Here is a 19180-nt window from a genome sequence, read left to right as displayed (position 1 = left end):
TGTCTCAATCGACGGCCGCGATCGCGGAGGCGAAGGTGTCGAGGCCGTCCGCCGGGAGGCCGGCGATGTTGATCCGGCTGTCGCCCGTCATGTAGACGCCGTAGTCGCTCCTGAGCGTCGCCACCTGTCCGGGCGTCAGGCCGAGGCGGGAGAACATGCCCCGGTGGCTCGCGACGAAATCGTAGCGGTCGGAATTCGTCGCCCGCCGCAGCGCCTCGGCGAAATTCCGGCGCAGGACCAGCATGCCCTGCCGCATCTCCTCGAGCTCGGTGATCCAGTCGAGGCGCAGCTTGTCGTCGGCGAGGATGATGCCGACGGCCCGCGCGCCGTGATCCGGCGGGAAGGAGAAGTTCATCCGGTTCAGCGAGGCGAGGTTGCCGCGCGCGATCGGCGTCAGGTTCGGAGCCGCGCTGACCGCGAAGGCGGCGCCGACCCGGTCGCGGTAGAGGCCGAAATTCTTCGAGCAGCTGGCCGCGACCAGGATCTCGGGCACCTGTCCCGCGAGGTAGCGCATCCCCGCGACATCGGAATCGAGCCCGTCGCCGAAGCCCTGATAGGCGAGGTCGATCATCGGCACGAGACCGCGCTGGACGCAGAGCTCGGCGATCGTGCGCCATTGTTCCAGCGTCGGGTTGGCCCCGGTCGGGTTGTGGCAGCAGCCATGCAGCAGTACGACATCACCGACCTTCGCCCCGGCGAGATCGGCGAGCATCCCCTCGAAATCGACGCCGCGGGTCGCGGTGTCGAAATAGCGGTACGTCTTCGCCGGAATGCCGAGATGGGCCAGCATCGCCGGATGGTTTGGCCAGGTCGGGTCCGAGTACCAGACCACCGCCTCGGGGTCGGCGCGCTGGATCAGTTCGAAAAGCTGGTGCACCGCGCCCGTTCCGCCCGGCGTCTGGCAGGCGGCGATCCGGTCGGCGGGCACCGAATCGCCGAAGATCAGGTCGCGCATCCGGTCGAGGAAAGTCGCGTCCCCAAGGAGCGCGACATAGGACTTCGTCGTCTGCTCCTCCAGGAGCCGCCGTTCCGCCTCCTTGACGGCGCGCATGATCGGCGTGCGTCCCTCGGCGTCCTTGTAGACGCCGACGCCGAGGTCGAGCTTGTCCTCACGCGGATCATCGGCGTAGAGGCTCATCAGTTCGAGGATCTTGTCCGGCGCGGGCGCCTGCAGGGCTTCGAGCATTGGTTTTCCTCCTACCTGGCGGACCCGCCGGGGCTCATCACTGACGGTCTCGGTTCAGGGTCCGGGTCACGACCTCGCGCCGCGCCGCCCGGAATCCGACCTTCTGATAGAGTGGCAACGCCCGGGGATGATCGAGCGTGTTGGTGTTGACGGTGACGCGGGTCGTGCCCGGCTGGTCCCAGGCCATGTGCACGGCGGTGCAGAGCAGGAACGTGCCCAGCCCCTGGCCCATCGCCTCAGCGACCATGCCGAAATAGGCGATCTCGCAGATCCCCTCGGCGCGCGCGTCGAGGACGAAGAAACCGTGCGGCCAGCCGCCGCGCATGAGCGTGCAGAGCTTGACCTTCGGATCGGCGAGGAAGCCCGAAAGCTCCTCCGCGCTCCGCTGATACTGGTCGGTCCATTCGTAATCGGCGCCAACCGCGCCGTAGAGCTGCAGGAAGTACCAGACGGGCGGATGTTCGGCCGCGACCAGCATCGACGGCGCGCCGGCGGGCATGTGCGGGATCGGATGCGCCGGGCGCCTGTCCATTTCGAGATGCGTGATCGTCACCTCGACCGTATCTCCGGCCTTCAGGCTCATGGCCTAACCCTGTTCGACCGCGAGATCGGGGTAGGAGCCCCATTCGGTCCAGGAGCCGTCATAGAGCGAATGCCGCCGATGGCCGATCTGTTCCAGCGCGAGGCTCAGGACCGCGGCGGTGATGCCCGATCCGCAGGAGGTGATCACCGGCTTCGTGAGATCGACCCCGGCCTCGGTGAAGATTCGCCGGAGCTCCTCGGGCTCCTTCATCGTGCCGTCCTCGTTCAGGAGGGTCGAGTAGTGCACGTTCTTCGCGCCGGGAATATGGCCGGAGCGCAGCCCGGGCCGCGGTTCCGGCTCCTCGCCCCGGAAGCGGGCGGGCGAGCGGGCATCGACGATCTGCGCGTCGCCGAGCTTGGCGCTGGCCGCGACCTGGGTCACGTCGCGCACGAGGCTCGCGTGGCGCCGCGCGGTGAAATGGCGGTCGCGCAGGATCGGAGCCCCATCCTCGACCGGATGCCCGTCCGCGATCCATTTCGGCAGCCCGCCGTCGAGCACGGCGACATCCGTCTTGCCGAAGAGCCGGAACAGCCACCAGACCCGCGCCGCGCTGAAGAGCCCCGCGCTGTCGTAGATGACGATCCGGTGCCCGTCACCGATGCCGAGCGCGCGCATCCGGCTGATGAACTTCTCCACCGGCGGCGCCATGTGCGGCAGGTCGGACTGATCGTCGGAAATCTCGTCGATATCGAAGAACCGCGCGCCGGGGATGTGGCGCTCGCGGAACTCGGCATAGGCGTCACGCCCCGTCGCGGGCATGTGCCAGCTCGCATCCAGCACGCGCATGTCCGGAGCGCCAAGATGCGCCGCGAGCCATTCCGTGGAGACCAGAAGACGCGGATCGCTCGTGGTCATGGGCCCTACTCCATCGCTACCGGTTTGGGATTAGCGGGGTTTCGGGAACGCGGCAAGAGGCGCGGCGTCGAAGGGCGCGGGCCCGATTGCAGGTAGGTGGTATCATCCATTGACGCACGGTCATCTAGCGATGCCATAATCTTGGCTCGGGTGGTGACAACCGGCTCGCGATCGTCGCTCACACGGTCCATGACATAGGTGAACCTGGCGCGCACTTGGCTGGAGAACAGGATACGCGCAAGGCTCTGCACCTTAAGCCCTCCTTGTCAGAAGAATCATCATGCTGCACACTTCCGTCGAGGCACTACTAGATATCGAGGCAGGCATGGCGATCACTAAGGGGAAAGCGGCTCATATATGGGAACGCGATGAACATGATTGGTACGTCGAGCCGTATGAATGCTCGATGGCCCTCTTTGACGTGGAGGACATTGCGGGGCCGATCTGGGATCCGGCCTGTGGACTTGGCAGAATTTTGCGGTGTGCTCAGAACTATAACAAACAAACGGTTGGGTCGGATATAATTCGTAGAAGTTCGTATTGCGAAATTGAGATGGATTTTTTGTTAGGAATAAAAACTCCATTCTTTAAAAGTATAGTTTCAAATCCACCTTTTGGATTGGCTGAAGATTTCGTAAGATTGGCGATACAGATCGCTCCAGAAGGAGGTAAGATTGCGATGATCTTGCCGCTTGTGTGGATGGCGGGGTTTTCGGCGAAGAGGGATTGGCTACCACATTCACCCCTGAGGCGCATCTACTCCATCTCGCCACGGCCCTCCATGCCGCCCGGTGCTGTCATTCAGGCGGGATTGAAGCCGGGAAATGGCACTAAGGACTTCGCGTGGTTCGTTTGGGAAAAGGGTTTCGAGGGTCCAACTGAGCTTCGATTTCTTAACACAAAGCCACATAAGGCGAGAGTCTCGGACGAGTCTCAAATGGAGATTGCCATATGAAAGCGCCATCCAGTGGCATCAAGCTGGACGAACACGATGCGGCTGTAGTCAAGGGAATGTTAGAACGGGGCGACCGCCAACATGACATCGCGGCTTGGTTCGGCGTCAATGGAGGCAGAATCGCTGAGATCTCGAATGGAAGTAAATTTAAAGATGTGGCGGCAAAAAGCGAGGACTTGCCTCCTGCCGGCCCCTATACTGCCATGAAGTCGGTCAAAGAAGCCAGGGCTAACTTGAAGAAAATTAGAGAAAAGCTTGCCGGTCTCATCGACGAGGTGGATACTGAAATCGGCAAGCTTGGAGAGTAGTCACTGATCCAGAAAGCTCCTGAGCCGGCGTGACCGGCTCGGGTGCTTCAGCTTGCGGAGCGCCTTGGCCTCGATCTGGCGAATGCGTTCGCGGGTGACGGAGAACTGCTGGCCGACCTCTTCGAGCGTGTGGTCGGTGTTCATGCCGATCCCGAAGCGCATCCGGAGCACGCGTTCCTCGCGTGGCGTGAGCGAGGCCAGCACGCGCGTCGTCGTCTCCTTCAGGTTGCCCTGGATCGCGCTGTCCAAGGGCAGGATCGCGTTCTTGTCCTCGATGAAATCGCCGAGCTGCGAATCCTCCTCGTCGCCGATCGGCGTCTCAAGGCTGATCGGCTCCTTGGCGATCTTCATCACCTTGCGGACCTTTTCGAGCGGCATCTGCAGCTTCTCGGCCAGTTCCTCCGGCGTCGGCTCGCGGCCGATCTCGTGCAGCATCTGGCGGCCCGTCCGGACCAGCTTGTTGATCGTCTCGATCATGTGGACCGGGATGCGGATCGTGCGCGCCTGATCGGCGATCGAGCGGGTGATCGCCTGCCGGATCCACCAGGTCGCATAGGTCGAGAACTTGTAGCCCCGGCGGTACTCGAACTTGTCCACCGCCTTCATCAGGCCGATGTTGCCTTCCTGGATCAGGTCTAGGAACTGCAGGCCCCGGTTCGTGTATTTCTTCGCGATCGAGATCACGAGGCGGAGGTTCGCCTCGACCATCTCCTTCTTCGCCTGCCGCGCCTCCTTCTCGCCCTTCTGGACCTGGGAGACGATGCGGCGGAACTCGGAGATGTCGACGCCGACATACTGGCCGACCTCGGCCATCTCGAAGCGGATCTCCTCGGCCTTGTCGCGATAGCGGGTCGCGAGCTGGTCCCAGCCGCGGGTCGAAAGCGCGCCGACGCGGTCGAGCCAGCCGGGCTCGAGCTCGGTGCCGCGATATTCGTCGATGAACTCCTGGCGGTTGATGCGCGCCTGATCGGCGAGCTTCACCATGGAGCCGTCGAGCGACATGATCTTGCGGTTGATGCCGTAGATCTGGTCGACCAGCGCCTCGATGCGGTTGTTGTGGAGATGCAGCGAGTTCACGAGCTCGACGATCTCGCCGCGCAGCCGCTGGTACTCGCGCTCCTGACCCGAGGAGAAGGTCTCGTCGAGGTTCAGCGTCGCGGAAATGCGGTTGTCCTGCATCTCGGCGAGGCGGGCGTAGTCGCTGGCGATCCGGTCGAGGGTCTCGAGCACCTGCGGCTTCAGCGCCGCTTCCATCGCGGCGAGCGACAGGTTGCCCTGATCCTCCTCTTCCTCCTCGTCCGGCTGGGCGGAGCCGCCGTCCTCGTCCTCTTCGATCTCGTCATCGTCGCGGGCGACCGGCGCGGCGGTGGCCTGTGCGGGAGCGGGCCCCGAGGCGGGATTCACGCCGGAACTCATGGCGGCGTTCATCGGCGCGCCCATTGGAGCGCGGGGCGCCGCCGGGCGGACCGTGTCGGAGCCATCCCCGGCCGTCCCCTTCAGGGCCGAGAGCACGCTGTCGACCTCGTCGGTCTCCATCGAGGCGCCGAAGGTGGTTTCGAGATCGATCACGTCGCGGAGCATGATCGCCTCGTCGAGCAGCTCGTCGCGCCAGATGGTGATGGCCTGGAACGTCAGCGGGCTTTCGCAAAGCCCGAGGATCATCGTGTTGCGCCCCGCCTCGATGCGTTTGGCGATCGCGATCTCGCCCTCGCGCGACAGCAGTTCGACCGAGCCCATCTCGCGCAGATACATCCGCACCGGGTCATCCGTGCGGTCGAGCGACTCGCCGCCCGCCGAGGTGACCGCGAGTTCGCGCGAACCGCCGTCGGAATCCGCGGGCTCGGCGGGTTCGTCGCCGTCATCGTCGTCGTCGTTGTCGTCCGATTCGGTGACGTTGATGCCCATCTCGTTGAGCATCGCCATCACATCCTCGATCTGTTCCGAGGAGACTTGGTCCTGTGGCAGGACCTCGTTCAGTTCGTCATAGGTAATGTAGCCGCGCGCCTTGGCGGTGGCGATCATCTTCTTGACCGCGGCCTGGCTCATGTCCAGCATCGGGCCGGAGTTGTCCTGGCCGTCCTCGGGCTTCCGCGGCTCCATGTCTTTCGCCATTTCTAACTCCATGCCTTGCGCACCGGGAGTCACGCCCGGTTGGAAGAAGCCTCGGTTTGTCTCGCACGAATCGGTGATTCGCAATGATTCGCGACGATCCGCCTCAAATGCTCAGGATTTTCGTTTCCGATTCCTGTGCGCCCTTTGCTGCGCCTCGACGCTCGCGAGCGTCGAGGCGAATTCCTCGCGCTCGAGGCCCAGATCCGTCTGGTCGCCGGCGAGCGGCTTCATGCCCGCCTCATGCGCGGCCTCGGCGGCCCGCCGCAGTCTCGGGCCGATCCAGTCCACCGTTTCGCGGCTCAGTCCCGCCGCCGCCTCACGGGTTTCAACCCGCCAGCCGGCCAGCGCCGCCTGTCGGGTCAGTTCTTCCTCTATCGCGAGGGCGGCCTTTTCCGGATCGGCGCCCGCGCGCAGATACGGGTTCGCCCGGACCTGTCCAAGACAATCGAGGTCGGACAATACGTCGCGCCCAAGCCGCCGGGACACCAGAGCCGCCACCGAGTCAGTGCCTGATGCGCCATTTAGGAGCGTGAGGAGCGCGGACAAGAGGGCGTCGCGAATCTCCGCGAGATCGGCGCAGTGGAACTCGGCGAGGCCGAGCCGTTCCTCATGCGCGAGCGCGATCTCCGGGTGGTTGAGGCAGCCGAGGAGAATCGCGGTTTCGCGCACCCGCGCCTCGGCGATCGTGCCCTCGCCCTGAGCGAGCCCCTGGGCACTCCCCTGACCTCCCCCGGGACCTCCCCTGGAAGCGATCCCTTGCGCGAGCAGCGAGGCGCGCGTGCTCGCAACCGGCCCGCCCGCCGGCGCCGCGCCGTTCCGGGGCGGGACGTCGCGGCGGGCGCCCCGGCGGCGCGGCGCGGTTTCGCCACGCCTGCGCGCGAAGAGCTCGGCCCGGCGCTCGCGGATCTCGGCCTCGTAATGCGCGCGCAGGCCCGGATCGGCTATCCTGTCGAGATGCGCGCGCAGGCGCGAGTCGAGCGCGGCGCGGCGTTCGGGGCTGTCGAGCACCGCGCCCTCGGTCTCCCGCGTCCAGAGCAGGTCGAGAAGCGGCCGCGAGGTCTCGATCAGCGCCGCCATCGCACGTGCGCCGCCGTCGCGCAGCACATCGTCCGGGTCCTGCCCCGCGGGAAGGATGACGAAGCGGAGCGAGCGCCCGGCGCCGAGGAGCGGCAGGGCGAGGTCGATGAGCCGCTGGCCCGCGCGCAGGCCCGCCGCGTCGCCGTCGAGCATGACGAGAGGCTCCGGCGCCATGCGCCAGAAGATCTGGAGCTGCGCCTCGGTGATCGCGGTGCCGAGCGGTGCCACGGCATTGGCGAAACCCGCCTGCGCGAGCGCGATCGCGTCCATGTAGCCCTCGACCACGAGGATCGTTCCCGCCTCGCGCGCGGCCGCCCGGGCCGGGGCGATGTTGTAGAGGCTCCGGCCCTTGTCGAAGAGCGGGGTTTCGGGGGAGTTCAGGTATTTCGGTTCCTGTCCTGGCGAGAGCGCGCGGGCGCCGAAGGCGATGGCGCGGCCCTGCGCGTCGCGGATCGGGAAGATGATCCGGCCGCGGAACCGGTCGTAGGGCGCGCCGCCGCCGTCGCGGGGCAGGCCGGCGAGGCCCGCCTCGACGAGTTTCTCCCGCGCGAAGCCCTTGCCCGTCAGATGTTCGATCAGCGCCGTCCGGCTGTCGGGGGCGTAGCCGATCTCGAACCGCGCCTGCGTCTCGGCCGTGAGCCCCCGGCGTTCGAGATAGCTCCGCGCCTCGATCGCGCGCGCGCCATTGAGGTTCATGCGGTAGAACTGGACCGCCGCTTCCATCGCCTCGACGAGCGCGTCGCGTTTCTCGGCGCGGACGGCGGCGCCGGGGTCGCGGGCGGGCATGGGCATGCCGGCGATCCCGGCGAGATGCTCGACCGCTTCCATGAAGCCGAGGTTCTCGGTCTCGCGCAGGAAGGTGATGGCATCGCCCTTCGCGTGGCAGCCGAAGCAGTAGTAGTACCCTTTCGCATCGTCGACATGGAACGACGCGGATTTCTCCTGATGGAAGGGGCAGGGCGACCAGTAGTCGCCGCGCGCCGCGTTCGACTTCCGGTCCCAGCTGACCTTGCGCCCGACGACGGCCGCCAGCGACACGCGATCACGCAGTTCATCGATGAAACCGGGGGGAAGCGACATCGGCTCTTTCTGAGATTCGCAATGCGCGCCATTTTGCCAGACCGGCGGGAGATGCGGAAGCCGCGCGTGGCGCCCTGGCGGTGACCTCGCGGGCCGAGGGGGCAACGCGCGGGATCAGCGCGGGGTGATCAGCGCGGGGGTGGTCAACGTGGCGCGGTCAACGTGGCGCGATCTCCGTCACGCCCCGGTCCGCCCCCGTCTCGGCGTCGATCACCCGGATGCGCTCGCGCCGCTCGGCATCCACCGTGACGACGGCGACCCAGCCCTCGCCGAGCGTCATCGCCGTCGCCTCCTCACCGGACGGCAGGGCGACGGTGGCGGGCAGGTCGGGCGGCGGCTCGATCCGCGCGAGGCGGATGACAAGGAGCACAACGACCGTTATCACCCCCACGATCAGCGTGACCGTCAGCGTGGTCACGAGCCGCCTCAACCGACGCAGCGACGGCGGCTCCGGCAATGCCTCGGTATCGGGAGCCTCGCGGGCCATGACTTCGCCTCCGCCTTCGTCTCGCAACCCCTCGCCGAGGGTGATCCGGGTCGCGCTGCCGACGGGGCCCGAGTCGCGGCTTGATAAGGCTTTGGCCGAGGCGGTGCCAGAGGGGCTGGGGCTGAGCCGCTCCCGCCTCCAGGCGCTGATCGCCGAAGGGGCTGTCGCGCGCGCGGGTGGCGAGGTGCTGCGCGATCCGAAGGCGCGGATCGCCGGGGCGGAGCTCGTCCTGACGCTGCCGGCACCCGTGCCCACGCGGACCGAAGCGCAGGATATCCCTCTTGAAATCGTCCATGAGGACTCCCATCTCATCGTACTCGACAAGCCGGCCGGCCTTGTCGTGCACCCCGCGCCGGGACAGCGGGACGGCACTCTCGTCAACGCGCTTCTTCATCACAGCGGCGATTCGCTCTCCGGCGTCGGCGGCGAGATCCGCCCCGGGATCGTCCACCGGATCGACAAGGACACCTCCGGTCTGCTGGTGGTCGCGAAGGACGATGTCACGCATCAGGGGCTCGCGGCGCAGTTCAAGGCGCATGATCTCGAACGGCGCTATCTCGCGGTGGTGCGCGGCGCCCCCGATCCGGGCGACCCGCGGCTCAATGGCCTCCGGGGCATCTCCTGGGAGCCGGGCGGGGTCCTGCGGATCGAGGGCGCGATCGGCCGGCATCCGGGCGACCGCAAACGCATGGCGGTGCTGAGCCGCGGTGGTCGCCGCGCGGTGACACGGGTCCGGGTACTGGAACGTTTCGGACCCGAAGCGGCGCCGGCCGCGGCGCTGGTCGAATGCTGGCTGGAGACCGGACGCACGCATCAGATCCGGGTCCACATGACCTTCGCCGGGCATCCGCTGATCGGCGATCGGGTCTACGGGCGCCGGGCGGGCGTCGAGGCGGAGTTCCCGCGCCAGGCTTTGCATGCCGGGACCCTCGGCTTCGTCCATCCGGTTACGGGGGAGCGCATGCGTTTCGAGGCGCCGCCGCCCGCGGACTTCCGCGACCTGATCGGGCGGCTGCGCCGTCTCGGTCACGCGGATGTTTAACATCGCGGGAACCGCCGCATTATACTCAATGACGAAGGCCCGGGGGCAGCCCCGGCGAGAGGAGGACGTGTGAACTATTCCAAACTTCCCGCGCCGTCGCCTGAGCAGGGACTGTCGCGGTACATGCAGGAGATCCGCAAGTTCCCGATGCTCGAGCCCGAGCAGGAATACATGCTGGCCAAGGCCTGGGTCGATCACGGCGACAAGGACGCGGCGCATCAGCTGGTGACGAGCCATCTGCGGCTCGCCGCGAAGATCGCCATGGGCTACCGCGGCTACGGCCTGCCGATCTCCGAGGTGATCTCCGAGGCGAACGTCGGTCTCATGCAGGCGGTGAAACGCTTCGAGCCCGAGAAGGGCTTCCGCCTCGCCACCTACGCGATGTGGTGGATTCGCGCCTCGATCCAGGAGTACATCCTGCGCTCGTGGAGCCTCGTGAAGATGGGGACCACGGCGGCGCAGAAGAAGCTCTTCTTCAACCTGCGCAAGGCGAAGAACAAGATCGGCGCGATCGAGGAGGGCGAGCTTCGCCCCGAGAACGTGACCAAGATCGCCGAGGACCTGAACGTCACCGAGCAGGACGTGATCTCGATGAACCGCCGGATGTCGGGCGGCGACGCGAGCCTCAACGCCCAGATCAAGGGTGACGGCGAGGGTACGGCGGAATGGCAGGACTGGCTTGAGGACGAGGACGCCGATCAGGCGGCCGCCTTCGCCGAGCGCGACGAGCTCGAGACGCGGCAGGAACTGCTCATGGATGCGATGCAGAGCCTCAACGAGCGCGAGCGTCACATCCTGACCGAGCGGCGGCTGAAAGACGAGCCGATGACGCTCGAGGATCTGAGCCAGGAATATGGCGTCAGCCGCGAGCGCATCCGCCAGATCGAGGTCCGCGCCTTCGAGAAGCTGCAGAAGGAGATGCGCGAGCGCGCGGCCGAGCAGGGCCTCGTGCCCTCCCTGAACTGACGCGGCTGAACTGACGCGGCTCGGCGCCGCCGAACGCGCGCGGGATGTGTTCAGCTCAGAACGCGGAAGTGGGAGAGAATCCACCAGACTTCCGCGATCAGGGCCGCGACCGCGAAGGCGAGGTGGAAGCGGTCGTGCCGGATTCCGATCGCCGCCAGCGCCGCGAGTGCGATCATTGCCTGGCGATATGGATAGACGGGGCCGAGCGCGCGGAAGTGCTCCGGCCCCTTCACCCATGAATCGACGAGATCGAGCAGCGCGAGCAGGGCGAGAAAGCCGTAGAACCACCCGCGGCGCGCCCGGAAGTAGTCGCGATAGCCGCCGTATTCGTCCAGCCCGTCGGGGTAGAGCAGGGCGCAGGTAAAGTAGAAGGCGATCGCGTAGGAGATGAGGAACAGGTAAAGCTCGAAGGTCCAGACCGCGGTCCTGCCGAGCGCGAATTCGAACCACCAGAAGTGCATGACCCCGAGCAGCATGTAGATCGACCAGAGCAGATGCGTCGGATGCACCTTGCGGCGGGTCGGATGCTGGACGAAGCCCGCGAGCCCGCTGATCAGCCGCGTCATCGCGAGGCTTGTCACGACGCCCATGATGACGCGGACATGCTCGAAGGCTCCGGGCGGAGCGGGGCTGATCGGTTCCATCGCCCCGGCTTTCTCGCATGGGCGACTTGACCAAGCCCATGGGCCGGCCGCCCCCGCGGGCAGCGACGAATCCGCGCACCTCCCTGTTTACCCCTCCGACGCCGCTGCGGTAGGGTCGCGCCGGATGGCAGTTCAGGAGGATCGGATGGCCGACAGGGTGAGATGGGGCATTCTCGGCGCGGCGAAGATCGCGCGCGAGTTTCTGGCGCCGGCGATCCACATGAGCGCCCGGGGCGACGTGGCGGCGGTCGCGAGCCGCTCGGCGGGCAAGGCCGATCCGTTCGTCGCGGTCTATCCGGGCCTGCGCCTCTTCGACGACTATGATGCGATGCTCGCTGATCCCGAGATCGACGCGATCTATGTGCCGCTTCCGAACAGCCAGCATGTCGAATGGACGCGGCGCTGCCTCGAAGCCGGCAAGCATGTGCTCTGCGAGAAGCCGATCTCGCTGCGCGCCGACGAGATCGACGGGCTGATCGCCGCCCGCGACAAGGCTGGCCGTCACGCGGCGGAGGCCTTCATGGTCACGCACCATCCGCAATGGCACCGGGTGCGCGACCTGCTGGCCTCCGGCGCGATCGGCGAGCTTCGCCATGTTCAGGGCGCCTTCAGCTTCTTCAACGCCGACGCCGGCAATATCCGCAACCAGCCCGACCTCGGCGGCGGCGCGCTGCGCGACATCGGCGTCTATCCGAGTGTCACGACCCGTTTCGCGACCGGGCAGGAGCCGGTCGCCGCCACCGCGAAGATCGACTGGGATCTCGGCATCGATGCGACGGCGACGGCGACGGTCGAGTTTCCGGGCTTCACCATGGATTTCTACGTCTCGATGCGGATGGCGCCGAGGCAACAGATGGTCTTCCATGGCGACAAGGGCTTCATCTCGCTCTCAACGCCCTTCAACACCCGGGTCTATGGCGAGGCGGAGATCGAGCTTCGCGCCGCCGATGGTGTGAGCACCGTCGAGCGCTTTCCCGCCGCCGATCACTACCGCGCGCAGATCGATGCCTTCAACGCCACCGTGCTCGATGGCGCGGACTACATCTGCCCGCTCGAATTCTCCCGCGGCAACCAGCGCATGATCGACATGATCTACGACGCCGCGCGCGACTGATCGCCGCGGCGTTAGCCAATTGGCGACAAATACCGGCGAGAAATCCTCGGCCGCCCCGCGGAATCACGCAGGTCGTGATATGATCGGGGTGGCCCTGTATTCCGCTTCGGTGAGTAACCATGACTGGTTTTTCGCGCCTGCGCGCCGTTTCGGCGCGTCTGATGCCTTGCGTCCTGCTGGCACTCGCCGCCTGCGCGCCGGCGGGCCCGGCGGTGGTGGTGCCGGTGGGCGGGGCGGAGGCGTCGCGCCTGTCGCTCGCCCCCGATTTCGAGCCGGCCGATCCCGCCTATTACCTCGCGCGCGCCGACGGCGCCTGGACGGTGCCGGCGGTCGACGTCGCCGCCTTCCCGGCGGGCCTGCTGCGCCATCACGTCGCTTACGCGGGAACGGAGGCGCCGGGCTCGATCGTGATCGATACGCGCGGGCCCTTCCTCTATTTCGTCGAACCCGGGGGCCGCGCGATCCGCTACGGCATCGCGATCGGCCGCGAGGGCTTCGGCTGGACCGGTGAGGGCACGATCGGGCGCGCCGCGCGCTGGCCGCGCTGGACGCCGCCGCCCGAGATGATCGTCCGCGATCCCTCGCTGCGGGAATGGGCGGGCGGCATGCCGGGCGGGCTCGACAATCCGCTCGGCGCGCGGGCGCTCTACATCGATTTCAACGGCGCGGATTCAGGTTTCCGCATCCACGGCACCAACCAGCCGGGAAGCATCGGCTGGGCAGCCTCGTCGGGCTGTTTCCGCATGCTGAACCAGGACGTGATCGACCTCTACGACCGCGTCCGGATGGGCGCTCCGGTGAAGGTCATCTGAACACGGGGCGCGCGCCGCGCTGGAGTGCCTCGCGCATTACCCGCGGGGTCCCGGAACGCCCGCTGGATCGCCCGTGGCGGCGACCGGCGCGCAACCCAGCCACCGGGACTACCCGCCAGCCGGCGGACGGGCCTCGCCGCTCGCGCCCGCATCCCCGGCCTCATCCTCGTCGTCGATCAGCCCGGCCAGGATGCGCTCCACAGCGTCGAGGTCGATGCCTTCGAATCCGCCGAAGCCCTGCATCCAGATCAGCGCCGCGTTGATCGCATCGGGTTCCAGCCGGCAGGTCTTCTCGCGCCCGGAGCGGACCTGGCTGACGAGCCCCGCCAGGGTCAATATCCTGAGGTGCTTGGAGACACCCGCGAGCGAAATCTCGAATGGCTCGGCGAGATCGCTGACGCTGGCCTCGCCGTCGAGCAGCGCGGTCAGGATCGCGCGCCGGGTCGGGTCGGCGAGCGCCGCGAACACCCGATCGAGGTCCGGATCTTCCGTGCCAGCCATCGCAACCCTCCCGGTTTGCCCGGACTATGCGGCGATGGCGGTACCCCGGCAACCCCCGGGCGACGACGCTGAGCCATGCCGATCGTCAACCGGCCGGTTGACCGCGCGGGCTGCGCGAAGGGCAGGGGGTGGAAGTCGATCTTAACAAAATCAATATGTTAAACCGATCGGAAGAGCGAATCCCGCCCTTGACCGCCTTTCAACGATCCGTTACCACGATCCGGCGCGAAGGACTGCCGGGGGGCGATGTTCGCATGTCCGAGGATCCGTTCGCCGAAAGAATGAAGCGGCTCGAGGAACGCCTGGCGGCGGCTCATGAGCAGCGCAAGGAGCCGGAGCGCCGGCCGAACGAGTACCAGCAGGGCTCGCTCGCGTGGCGGATGGTGATCGAACTGGTCGTGGGCATGGTCCTCGGCCTCGCAATTGGATACGGGCTGGACGCGCTCTTCGGGACACAACCGCTGTTCCTCGTCGTCTTCGCCCTGCTCGGCTTCGCCGCCGGTGTTCGCACGATGCTGCGCACGGCGACCGAGGTCAGGAACCGTCGGGGGGAAGGCGCGCTGATGGGCCCGCCCCCCGGGAATTCGGACACGGACCCGGAGGGTCCGCGCTAAATCGGACACGGGGACCCCGAGGGTCCGCGCTAGGGAGCGAGAGACGCGATGGCGGAAGGCGGCGGCGGTGGTTTCAACATCCATCCGATGGAGCAGTTCCTGGTCGAGCCGCTCTTCGGCGGCCACGAGGTGTCGTGGTACACGCCCACCAATGCGACCCTGTGGTTCGCCCTGACGGTCGCGGCGGTCTCGCTGCTCATGGTCTTCGGGTCGCGCGGGCGGCAGACGGTGCCCTCGCGGGGGCAGTCGATGGCGGAGCTGATCTACGGCTTCGTCTACAAGATGGTCGAGGATGTGACCGGCAAGCAGGGGCTCAAGTATTTCCCCTACATCCTGACGCTGTTCCTCTTCGTCCTCTTCGCCAACCTCGTCGGCCTCATCCCGACCAGCTTCTCGACGACCTCGCATATCGCGGTGACGGCCGTGCTCGCGCTCGCCGTCTTCATCTCGGTGACGGTGATCGGGTTCATGAAGCACGGCGCGGGCTTCCTGAAGCTCTTCTGGGTGTCGAGCGCGCCGACGCTGGCGCTCCGGATCGTCCTCGCGGTGATCGAGGTCATCTCCTATTTCGTCCGCCCGCTCAGCCATTCCGTCCGACTTGCGGGCAACATGATGGCGGGTCACGCGGTGCTCAAGGTGTTCGCGGGCTTCGCGGGCGCGCTCGGGCTGCTCTCGGTGGTACCGATCCTCGCCATCACCGCGATGTTCGCGCTCGAGGTCATGGTCGCGGTCATTCAGGCCTATGTCTTCTCGATCCTGACCTGCGTCTATCTCAACGACGCCCTGCATCCCGGCCACTGAGGCCAGCCTCTGCGTCCCGGCCGGGAAGGCCGGGACCCGATCCTTGAACCAGTCACAAGCCATCCCAATCCATAGGAGTTCGACATGGAAGGCAATATCGCGGAACTCGGTCAGTACCTCGGCGCCGGCTTTGCCTGCATCGGCATGGGCGGCGCGGGCATCGGCGTGGGCAACGTCGCCGGCAGCTTCCTCCAGGGCGCCCTGCGCAACCCCAGCGCCGCCGGCGAACAGACCGCGACCCTCTTCATCGGCATCGCCTTCGCCGAGGCGCTCGGGATCTTCTCGTTCCTCGTCGCGCTTCTGCTGATGTTCGCCGTCTGATCCGGCGCATCGACCGAACGGCGCCGCCGATCCTGGCGGCGCGCCCCGAGCCCCTGCCGGAGTGAGACATGGCGACCGAGACAATGGGTGATGTTCCGCTGGAGCAAGCCGAAGGTGGCATGCCGCAGCTTGATGTCACCACCTATCCGAACCTGATCTTCTGGCTGATCGTCGCCCTGGTCGCCCTTTACTTCATCATGACGCGCATCGCGCTGCCGCGCATCGCGGCCGTGCTGGCGGAGCGGAACGACGCGATCGCCAACGACCTCGAAGAAGCCGCGCTCTACAAGCGGCGGGCGGAAGAGGCCGAGAACACCTACAACGCGGCCCTGGCCGCGGCGCGGGAGCAGGCGCAGAAGATCGCCGCCGACACCAAGGCGGAGATCAACGCCGAGCTCGACCAGCTGATGGCCAAAGCCGACGCCGAGATCGCCGCGAAATCGGCGGAATCGGAGAAGCGCATCCAGGACATCCAGGAGAGCGCGGCCAGGAGCGTCGAGGAAGTCGCCCTCGAAACCGCGCAGGCGATCGTGGAAGCCTTCATGCCGAAGGCCGCGGACGCGGAAGCGGTCAACGCCGCCGTCGCCAACAGGCTGAAGGGCTGACGTCATGGACTTTCTCAACAACACCGACATCGTCGTCACGATCGGCTTCCTGGTCTTCATCGCCATTCTCGGCTATCTGAAGGTTCCGGGACTGCTGGCCTCCAAGCTCGACGAGCGGGCCGTGCGGATCAAGGCCGACCTCGACGAGGCGCGGGCGCTGCGCGAGGAGGCCCAGGCGCTCTTCGCGGGCTACGAGCGCAAGCAGAAGGAAGTGAAGGACCAGGCCGAGGAGATCGTCGCCAACGCCCGGGCCGACGCCGAACGCGCGGCCGAGGTGGCGAAGGAGGAGATCCGCCGGTCGGTGGCCCGCCGCCTCGCGACCGCGACCGATCAGATCGACGCCGCCGAGAAGGCGGCGATCCGCCAGATCAAGGACCGCGCCGTCACCGTCGCCGTCGCCGCCGCGAGCGATGTGCTGCGCGAGCGGATCAAGGCGCAGGACGCGAACGCGATGATCGACGCCGCGATCGCCGAGGTCGGCACGCGCCTTCACTGATCGCGCCGCCGCGCGAGTTCTTGGGACCCGCTTCCGATTGGAAGCGGGTCCTTTCCTGTTCGGCCGGGCGTCACGGGATGGAGGACGCGACGGATTTGGCGTGACTTCGCTTGGGCGATCTGCGACAGACGAACGTGGAAACCGGGGGCGCTCGCGCGGACGCGGGCTGAGAGGCACCCTTCGAACCTGAACCAGATCATGCTGGCGGAGGGAGCCGTTTCGGGCCAGGCGCCGGGTGATCAGGGGCGCGCATGGCCGGGCAGCTCCCTCGCGCGGGAGGATTGCGATGGCGGAACCAACTCCGGGGACGCTGCTCGGCGAGATGCGGGCAAAGGCGCCGCTCGTCCAGTGCATCACGAATTTCGTGGCGATGAACATCGCCGCCAACACGCTGCTCGCCGCCGGGGCTTCGCCGGCGATGGTGCATGACATGCGCGAGTCCGGCGAATTCGCCGCGGTCGCCGGTGCGCTGACCGTCAATATCGGGACGCTGTCGCCCGAATGGCTGGGCGGCATGCGCGCGGCGGCGGAGGCGGCGACACGCGCGGGGCGCCCATGGGTTCTCGATCCGGTCGCGCATTTCGCGACCGACTTCCGCCGACGCGCGACGCAGGGGTTGATGGAGCTGAGGCCGACGATCGTCCGGGGCAATGCCTCGGAGATCCTGGCGCTCGGCGGTGGCGTGGGCCAGGGCCGGGGCGTCGACAGCGGCGACGAAGTGGCCGCCGCTGAGAGCGTCGCACGCGCGCTCGCGCGCGAGACCGGGGCGGTGATCGCCGTGAGCGGCGCCGTCGATTTCGTGACCGATGGCGAGAGGTCGGCGCGCGTGCATGGCGGCTCCGAACTCATGCCCAGGGTCACCGCGCTCGGCTGCGCGCTGACCTGCCTCGTGGGCGCCTTCGCCGCCACGCGCCCGGACCGGAGCTTCGAGGCGACACTGGCGGCCTTCGCGATGTTCGCGGCGGCCGGCGAGGCGGCGGCGCGCGAGGCCGCCGGGCCCGGCAGCTTCGGCTGGCGCTTCCTTGACGCGCTCGCCGCGGTCGGACCCGCCGATCTCGACGCGGACGGGCGCGTCGTCACGGCATGAGTCCGAGGTTCGATCCCGCGCGGCTGTCGCTCTACCTGGTGCTCGATCCCGGGCTCTGCGCGGGGTTCGGTCTCGTCGAGACCGTCCGCGCCGCCGTCCGGGGTGGCGTGACCATGATCCAGCTCCGCGACAAGGAGGGCACCACGGCGGATCGCATCGCCGCCGGCCGCGCGCTCAAGAATGCCCTCGCCGGCACGGGCGTCCCGCCCATCATCAACGATGACGTGGAGGCCGCCCGGACCATCGGCGCCGACGGGGTGCATATCGGGCAGGACGACATGGGCCCGGCCGAGGCGCGCGCGCTGATCGGCGCCGACCGCGTCCTCGGCCTCTCGGTGGAGACCGAGCCGCTCGCCCGCGGCCTCGATCCCGCCTTGGTGGATTATGCCGGGGCCGGGCCGGTCTTCGCCACGGAGACGAAGCCGGGGCACAAGCCCGCGACCGGGTTCGACGGGCTCGCGCGCATCGTCGCGGCCTGCCCGGTGCCCGCGGTGGCGATCGGCGGGTTGAAGCCGGGGCACGCCGCCCGCACGCTCGCGAGCGGCGCCGCCGGGCTCTCGGTCGTCTCGGCGATCTGCGGCCAGCCCGATCCGGAAGCCGCCGCCCGCGCCCTCGCTCGGGAGATCGCCGCCGCGCGGATGGAACTGGGGAGAGACTGACGTGATTCCGAATCTGTTGACCATCGCGGGCTCCGACCCGTCGGGTGGCGCGGGCATCCAGGCCGATCTGAAGACCTTCGCCGCGCGGGGCGGCTATGGCCTGGCGGTGCTGGCCGCGCTGACGGCGCAGAACACGACCGGTGTGACCGGCATCCACCCCATCCCGGCGGAATTCGTCGCGGCGCAGATCGAGACCATCCTCGCCGATGTCCGGGTCGATGCCGTCAAGATCGGCATGATTGGCGAGGCCTCGGTCGCCGAGGCGGTGGGGCGGGCGCTCATGCCCCTGAACGGTGTCCCGGTGGTGCTCGACCCGGTGATGATCGCCAAGGGCGGCGCCGCGCTCCTGATGCCGGAGGCGGTCGCGGCGCTGCGCTCGGCGCTTCTGCCGAGAGCGACGATGCTGACGCCCAACCTGCCGGAAGCCGCCGCCCTGCTCGGCGAGGCGGAGGCGCGCACGCGGGCGGAAATGGAGAGCCAGGCGGCGCGGCTCCGCGCGCTCGGCCCCGAGGCGGTGCTGCTGAAGGGCGGGCATCTCGAAGGCGACACCAGCCCGGATGTGATCGCGACCGCGGCCGGGATCACCTGGCTCGAAGGCGCGCGGGTGCCGACGCGGAACACGCATGGCACGGGCTGTTCGCTCTCCAGCGCGCTGGCGGCCGAACTCGCGCGCGGGGCCACGCCGGAAGAGGCGGCGCGCCGGGCGAAGGACTGGCTCGCGGGGGCGATCGCGGCGTCGGGGGATCTCGATGTCGGGCATGGCCATGGGCCGGTGCATCATTTCCACGCGCTGTGGCCGGCGCTTGACAACGACGCGGGCTCGGGCGTTCGCTGAGGGGGTCCCCGGGGCTCGCCGCCCGCGAGGGACGGGAAGG

Annotated in this window: 22 protein-coding genes and 1 riboswitch; of the genes, 14 read left to right on the top strand and 8 right to left on the bottom strand. The window is 67.8% G+C overall.

What is annotated here, in order from left to right:
• Nucleotides 1–4: 4 nt before the first annotated feature.
• From ACLJK8_RS02715 to sseA, 3 genes are read right to left on the bottom strand one after another with little or no spacing between them, the layout of a single operon-like run.
• A complete protein-coding gene (locus tag ACLJK8_RS02715) occupies nt 5–1186 on the bottom strand; it encodes an aromatic amino acid transaminase (RefSeq protein WP_413148467.1) in 1182 nt (393 codons plus the stop codon).
• A 37-nt stretch (nt 1187–1223) separates the two neighbouring features.
• Nucleotides 1224–1769, bottom strand: coding sequence for a GNAT family N-acetyltransferase (locus ACLJK8_RS02710; protein WP_413148466.1), 546 nt, complete (start codon nt 1767–1769; stop codon nt 1224–1226).
• Nucleotides 1770–1772: 3 nt separating this feature from the next.
• Nucleotides 1773–2624 (bottom strand): 3-mercaptopyruvate sulfurtransferase, encoded by an 852-nt coding sequence (gene sseA, locus ACLJK8_RS02705; RefSeq protein WP_413148465.1) that lies wholly within the window; start codon nt 2622–2624, stop codon nt 1773–1775.
• 280 nt (nt 2625–2904) lie between these two features.
• On the opposite strand from sseA, the gene ACLJK8_RS02700 reads away from it, so the two are divergent.
• Nucleotides 2905–3579 (top strand): hypothetical protein, encoded by a 675-nt coding sequence (locus ACLJK8_RS02700; protein ID WP_413148464.1) that lies wholly within the window; start codon nt 2905–2907, stop codon nt 3577–3579.
• Nucleotides 3576–3887, top strand: a complete 312-nt coding sequence (locus tag ACLJK8_RS02695) for a hypothetical protein (protein WP_413148463.1) — start codon at nt 3576–3578, stop codon at nt 3885–3887. The genes ACLJK8_RS02700 and ACLJK8_RS02695 overlap by 4 nt, the downstream gene beginning before the upstream one ends.
• On the opposite strand, the gene rpoD is transcribed toward ACLJK8_RS02695, so the two are convergent.
• From rpoD to ACLJK8_RS02680, 3 genes are all read right to left on the bottom strand, one after another.
• Nucleotides 3888–5999, bottom strand: a complete 2112-nt coding sequence (gene rpoD / locus ACLJK8_RS02690) for an RNA polymerase sigma factor RpoD (protein WP_413148462.1) — start codon at nt 5997–5999, stop codon at nt 3888–3890. It lies immediately after the preceding gene.
• A gap of 111 nt (nt 6000–6110) precedes the next feature.
• Complete coding sequence (gene dnaG / locus ACLJK8_RS02685; RefSeq protein ID WP_413148461.1) at nt 6111–8156, bottom strand: DNA primase; 2046 nt, start codon at nt 8154–8156, stop codon at nt 6111–6113.
• Nucleotides 8157–8313: 157 nt separating this feature from the next.
• Nucleotides 8314–8643 carry a DUF6476 family protein gene (locus tag ACLJK8_RS02680; protein WP_413148460.1) on the bottom strand — a complete coding sequence of 110 codons (330 nt, stop codon included), beginning with the start codon at nt 8641–8643 and terminating at the stop codon, nt 8314–8316.
• Here ACLJK8_RS02680 and ACLJK8_RS02675 point away from each other — a divergent pair.
• Nucleotides 8642–9685 carry an RluA family pseudouridine synthase gene (locus tag ACLJK8_RS02675; RefSeq protein WP_413148459.1) on the top strand — a complete coding sequence of 348 codons (1044 nt, stop codon included), beginning with the start codon at nt 8642–8644 and terminating at the stop codon, nt 9683–9685. The two genes, ACLJK8_RS02680 and ACLJK8_RS02675, sit on opposite strands and share 2 nt — an antisense overlap.
• Nucleotides 9686–9754: 69 nt before the next feature.
• Nucleotides 9755–10651: an RNA polymerase sigma factor RpoH gene (gene rpoH, locus ACLJK8_RS02670; protein ID WP_413148458.1), complete on the top strand. Its 897-nt coding sequence runs from the start codon at nt 9755–9757 to the stop codon at nt 10649–10651.
• Nucleotides 10652–10701: 50 nt separating this feature from the next.
• Here the strand turns inward: rpoH and ACLJK8_RS02665 are convergent, their stop codons facing one another.
• Nucleotides 10702–11295: a hypothetical protein gene (locus ACLJK8_RS02665; RefSeq protein WP_413148457.1), complete on the bottom strand. Its 594-nt coding sequence runs from the start codon at nt 11293–11295 to the stop codon at nt 10702–10704.
• 145 nt (nt 11296–11440) lie between these two features.
• On the opposite strand from ACLJK8_RS02665, the gene ACLJK8_RS02660 reads away from it, so the two are divergent.
• Nucleotides 11441–12409 carry a Gfo/Idh/MocA family protein gene (locus ACLJK8_RS02660; RefSeq protein ID WP_413148456.1) on the top strand — a complete coding sequence of 323 codons (969 nt, stop codon included), beginning with the start codon at nt 11441–11443 and terminating at the stop codon, nt 12407–12409.
• Nucleotides 12410–12528: 119 nt separating this feature from the next.
• The gene (locus tag ACLJK8_RS02655; RefSeq protein WP_413148455.1) at nt 12529–13221 is read left to right on the top strand and encodes a L,D-transpeptidase; all 693 of its coding nucleotides are present in this window, start codon (nt 12529–12531) and stop codon (nt 13219–13221) included.
• 108 nt (nt 13222–13329) lie between these two features.
• Here the strand turns inward: ACLJK8_RS02655 and ACLJK8_RS02650 are convergent, their stop codons facing one another.
• The gene (locus tag ACLJK8_RS02650; protein WP_413148454.1) at nt 13330–13722 is read right to left on the bottom strand and encodes an ArsR/SmtB family transcription factor; all 393 of its coding nucleotides are present in this window, start codon (nt 13720–13722) and stop codon (nt 13330–13332) included.
• A 254-nt stretch (nt 13723–13976) separates the two neighbouring features.
• On the opposite strand from ACLJK8_RS02650, the gene ACLJK8_RS02645 reads away from it, so the two are divergent.
• The 8 genes from ACLJK8_RS02645 (at nt 13977) to thiD (ending at nt 19140) form a co-directional block, all read left to right on the top strand.
• Nucleotides 13977–14336 (top strand): AtpZ/AtpI family protein, encoded by a 360-nt coding sequence (locus tag ACLJK8_RS02645; protein WP_413148453.1) that lies wholly within the window; start codon nt 13977–13979, stop codon nt 14334–14336.
• A 48-nt stretch (nt 14337–14384) separates the two neighbouring features.
• Nucleotides 14385–15137 (top strand): F0F1 ATP synthase subunit A, encoded by a 753-nt coding sequence (locus ACLJK8_RS02640; protein ID WP_413148452.1) that lies wholly within the window; start codon nt 14385–14387, stop codon nt 15135–15137.
• An 84-nt stretch (nt 15138–15221) separates the two neighbouring features.
• Entirely contained in the window at nt 15222–15458 is a 237-nt protein-coding gene (locus ACLJK8_RS02635) for a F0F1 ATP synthase subunit C (protein WP_413148451.1), read from the top strand.
• Between the two features lie 68 nt (nt 15459–15526).
• Nucleotides 15527–16063 (top strand): F0F1 ATP synthase subunit B', encoded by a 537-nt coding sequence (locus ACLJK8_RS02630; protein ID WP_413148450.1) that lies wholly within the window; start codon nt 15527–15529, stop codon nt 16061–16063.
• A 4-nt stretch (nt 16064–16067) separates the two neighbouring features.
• Nucleotides 16068–16559 carry an ATP F0F1 synthase subunit B gene (locus ACLJK8_RS02625; protein ID WP_413148449.1) on the top strand — a complete coding sequence of 164 codons (492 nt, stop codon included), beginning with the start codon at nt 16068–16070 and terminating at the stop codon, nt 16557–16559.
• A gap of 133 nt (nt 16560–16692) precedes the next feature.
• Nucleotides 16693–16791, top strand: a riboswitch (TPP riboswitch).
• Between the two features lie 54 nt (nt 16792–16845).
• Complete coding sequence (gene thiM / locus ACLJK8_RS02620; RefSeq protein ID WP_413148448.1) at nt 16846–17646, top strand: hydroxyethylthiazole kinase; 801 nt, start codon at nt 16846–16848, stop codon at nt 17644–17646.
• Complete coding sequence (gene thiE / locus ACLJK8_RS02615; protein ID WP_413148447.1) at nt 17643–18305, top strand: thiamine phosphate synthase; 663 nt, start codon at nt 17643–17645, stop codon at nt 18303–18305. The genes thiM and thiE overlap by 4 nt, the downstream gene beginning before the upstream one ends.
• A gap of 1 nt (nt 18306) precedes the next feature.
• Nucleotides 18307–19140, top strand: a complete 834-nt coding sequence (gene thiD, locus ACLJK8_RS02610) for a bifunctional hydroxymethylpyrimidine kinase/phosphomethylpyrimidine kinase (protein ID WP_413148446.1) — start codon at nt 18307–18309, stop codon at nt 19138–19140.
• Nucleotides 19141–19180 lie beyond the last annotated feature (40 nt).

Origin of the sequence: Amaricoccus sp. W119, assembly GCF_047275745.1 — a bacterium.
In the GTDB taxonomy this organism is placed as follows: domain Bacteria; phylum Pseudomonadota; class Alphaproteobacteria; order Rhodobacterales; family Rhodobacteraceae; genus Amaricoccus.
Note: the sequence above shows the minus strand (reverse complement) of the source record. Positions and strands in the feature narration are given on the sequence as shown.